This window comes from Mesorhizobium sp. M1A.F.Ca.IN.020.06.1.1 (genome assembly GCF_004023265.1).
Classification (GTDB): Bacteria; Pseudomonadota; Alphaproteobacteria; order Rhizobiales; family Rhizobiaceae; genus Mesorhizobium.
The window spans coordinates 1-3,430 of sequence record NZ_RZSR01000406.1 but is presented as its reverse complement, the minus strand read 5'-3'; the positions used below and the strand labels follow the sequence as shown (position 1 = coordinate 3,430).

The following is a 3,430-nucleotide window of genomic DNA, read 5'->3' as shown; positions in this document are numbered from 1 at the left end:
ACATCATGCTCATTGGAGTTTCGTTCCTTTTTCGATCTTGGCCCCGCGCAAAAACTCCTGCGCGGCGGCGGGCCTTCCACCCGCCCGTTGAACTTCAACCAGCCGCACCGCGCCTGACCCGCAGGTGACCGTCAGCCGATCATCGAGAATACCTCCCGACTCGCCGACGCCGTTGGAAAGCGTCGAGCGAAGCAGTTTCAGCCGCTCCACGCGGCCACCAATTTCGACCTCGCACCACGCGCCCGGAAAGGGCGAGAGGCCGCGAATGTGATTGTGGACTTCGCCGGCAGGCCGCGTCCAGTCTACGCGTGTCTCCGATTTATCGATCTTTCGCGCATAGGTCACCCCTTCCGTCGCCTGCGGGGCAAATGTCAGACAATTTATCCCCAACTGTGCGAGCGCATCCACCATCAGCGAGGCGCCTCGAGCCATGAGGAGGTCATGCAATTCCCCGGCGGTCATATCGGGACCAATGGCGCATTTTTCAACCAATGCCACCGGGCCGGTGTCCAGCCCCTCTTCCATGCGCATCACCATCATGCCGGTTTCGACATCGCCGGCCATGATGGCGCGCTGTATGGGAGCAGCACCGCGCCAACGCGGCAAAAGTGAGGCATGGCCGTTGAGGCACCCGAGCCTGGTGGCCTCAAGAACGGGTTCCGGCAGAAGGAGGCCATAGGCGACGACCACGGCGACATCGGCCCGCAAACCGGCAAAGGCCTGCTGCTCGGTCTCTGCCTTGAGCGATGTCGGCGTGCGCACCTCGAGCCCGAGCCGTTCCGCCTCGCGCTGCACGGGCGAGGGCGTCAATTCCAACCCGCGCCGGCCGGCGGCGCGCGGCGGCTGCGTATAGACGGCGGCAATCTCGTGGCCGGCCTCGGCGATGGCGCTGAGCGTCGGCACGGAAAACTCCGGCGTGCCCATAAAGATGACGCGAAGGGGCATTTCTCCTGCCATGCTATGTTCAGGCGTCGGCTTCAAACGGGTTCACGAGCTTCAGGCCAAGCTCGTCGAAGTCGCGAACATTGCGTGTCGCAAGCGTAGCGTCATGGGCCAGACAGATAGCCGCAATCATGGCATCGGAAAGACTGACCGGACGACCGAGATTTTCCCGCATTGCCCGAAGCTTGCCGGTAAGGCGAGGTACCGAGCCAGCAAAGTCAACGATGCGACCCGAAAACTGCTTCGAGATCAGATGGTCGAGAGCACGAACGTGCCGATCAGAGCCGGTCTTATTCAGAAATCTCTCGGCGCCGAAAGATTGTTCCATGAGGACCGGGCCGCACAGGTAAAGATTGAGCAGATCCTGTTTGCGAAACCATTCGACCACGTTCGGATCAGGTGTGATCCTGCTTGCTTCGGAAACGACGTTGGTGTCGAGAATAATCAATCGAAACCCTCGACCAAGGGGCCAAAGTCCTGTTTCCTCGCAGCTTCGATTTCAGCCATTGTCTCAGCAAACTCGTTGTCAATTGCGCTTTCGTTTGCGAATGCGGAGCGGATACTCTCCCATGCTGAGAAGTTTGGCTCTAGCCTTCTTTCCTTTTCCACACTCATGCCCTTCCACAAAAGATCGATGGCTTTGCCCGATAGGCTCTGGCCGACTTTTCGAGCGGCTTGCTCAATTTCGCGCTTTAGGGGTTCTGGTACATTTCTGATTAGCATATCGCTCAAGGCTAAACCTCCAAATTGATATCATGATATCATGGTTAAGCGATTTGCTCAATCATACCCAGCACGGGTTTGCGCGGCGCTGAAGACTCTTCGGTAACTAAGTTCGAATGCTTTCCTCATATGATTCGGGCCTCTTGCCCCTTCGGAGCCATTCATATGAAGACTCGTCAAAAGACATTTGGGGCGTGTCGTACGCCAGGTTCAAATCGCTCGATGAGGAATCTACGAAGGGCGAGTTGTCCAAACGACGTGAGCGGGCATTAGCTGTCTACCTCACGCCGCTTTTTGCAGTGGCATTAGTCGTGGTTTTGATATTCTCGCCAAAGTCTCGCGCGCTTGCGTTTGAGTTGGGTTCCAAAGCCATCGAAGTCGGGAAAGACTGGATCCTGCGTGGAATGCTCGAATGAGGTTCAGCCCGCCATCTTGCCCGGCGCCTTGTCCTTGGCGAGCTTCTTGAATTTCCTGACCACCATGTCGCGCTTCAGCTTCGAGATATGGTCGATGAACAGCACGCCGTTAAGATGGTCGATCTCGTGCTGCAGGCACGTCGCCATCAGGCCTTCGGCCTGCATCTCCTGCAGCTTGCCCTCGCGGTCGAGATATTTCACCCGCACCGCCGCGGGACGCTCGACCTCGGCATAGTAGTCAGGGATCGACAGGCAGCCTTCCTCATAGACCGAGCGCTCGTCGGAGCTTTCGAGGATTTCCGGATTGATGAAGACATGCGGCGCCGGCGGCTCGCCTTCCTTGGCGAGGTCGATGACCAGCAAACGCCGCGGCTCGCCGACCTGGATCGCCGCCAGCCCGATTCCCGGCGCGTCATACATGGTTTCCAGCATGTCGTCGGTGAGCTTGCGCAAGTCACCGTCGACGCGCTCGACCGGTTTGGAAACCTGGCGCAGGATTGGATCGGGAAGGATGATGAGCGGCTTGATCGACATGGCGTCTCACCTAAGACGTCGATGGAAAAGCGTCAACCGGGGCGGCTTTGACTTGTTCACGTTTTGATCTGTGCCAGCAGAGCGAATCGGTTATGCTGCCCAAATGAACGACATGACCTCGATCCTTTCGCAGCCCGTCGCGCGGCTCGGCGCCACCACGATCAGGCTCGGCGAGACGCTTGGCTTCGGAGCGCTGCTGCTGCTGACGCTGTTCCTGGCGCTCGTCATCGCGTTGTGGCGCGCGGGAAAGGCGCGCGCGGCGGCGGCGGCGGAAGCGGCCGACCATGCCCGCGACACCGAGGCCAGGATGGCGGACATTCTGCAGGCGCAGGCCGAGATGCAGGGTCGCATGGGCGCTATCGCCGAAGTGTTCGGCGCCAGGCAGGCCGAGCTCACCCAATCGCTCGGACAGCGGCTCGACGCCATGACCGGCCGTCTTGGCCAGACCATGGCCGAGCAGACCAAGTCGACGCATGAGAGCCTGGCCAAACTGCAGGAGCGGCTGGCGGTGATCGACACGGCGCAGGGCAACATCCAGTCTTTAGCCGGACAGGTCGTGCAGCTGCAGGCGATCCTCTCCAACAAGCAGACTCGCGGCGCCTTCGGCCAGTCGCGCATGGAGGCGATCATTGCCGACGGCCTGCCGCACGGCGCCTACGAGTTCCAGGCGAGCCTTTCCAACGGCAGCCGGCCCGACTGCCTGGTGCGGATGCCGAACGGCGCGCCGATGCTCGCCATCGACGCCAAGTTTCCGCTGGAGGCCTGGAATGCCATTCGTGCCGCCGAAGCCGCCGACTTGCAGAAGGCGGCGGCGC

General features: G+C 60.4%; 5 protein-coding genes. 1 reads left to right on the top strand and 4 read right to left on the bottom strand.

The window, feature by feature from the left end; genetic code table 11:
* Nucleotides 1-9: 9 nt before the first annotated feature.
* The 4 genes from fmt to def form a co-directional block, all read right to left on the bottom strand.
* Nucleotides 10-945 carry a methionyl-tRNA formyltransferase gene (fmt, locus tag EOA60_RS18255; RefSeq protein ID WP_095825481.1) on the bottom strand — a complete coding sequence of 312 codons (936 nt, stop codon included), beginning with the start codon at nt 943-945 and terminating at the stop codon, nt 10-12.
* A 19-nt stretch (nt 946-964) separates the two neighbouring features.
* Nucleotides 965-1,390 (bottom strand): type II toxin-antitoxin system VapC family toxin, encoded by a 426-nt coding sequence (locus EOA60_RS18250; RefSeq protein WP_095825480.1) that lies wholly within the window; start codon nt 1,388-1,390, stop codon nt 965-967.
* The gene (locus tag EOA60_RS18245; protein ID WP_082953832.1) at nt 1,387-1,665 is read right to left on the bottom strand and encodes a plasmid stabilization protein; all 279 of its coding nucleotides are present in this window, start codon (nt 1,663-1,665) and stop codon (nt 1,387-1,389) included. Before EOA60_RS18245 ends, EOA60_RS18250 begins: the two co-directional genes overlap by 4 nt.
* Nucleotides 1,666-2,084: 419 nt before the next feature.
* Nucleotides 2,085-2,615 carry a peptide deformylase gene (def, locus tag EOA60_RS18240; protein WP_067323765.1) on the bottom strand — a complete coding sequence of 177 codons (531 nt, stop codon included), beginning with the start codon at nt 2,613-2,615 and terminating at the stop codon, nt 2,085-2,087.
* Nucleotides 2,616-2,718: 103 nt separating this feature from the next.
* Between def and rmuC the strand changes: the two genes are divergently transcribed.
* On the top strand, nt 2,719-3,430 hold a 712-nt coding region (gene rmuC / locus EOA60_RS18235), incomplete at its 3' end, for a DNA recombination protein RmuC (protein ID WP_128311699.1).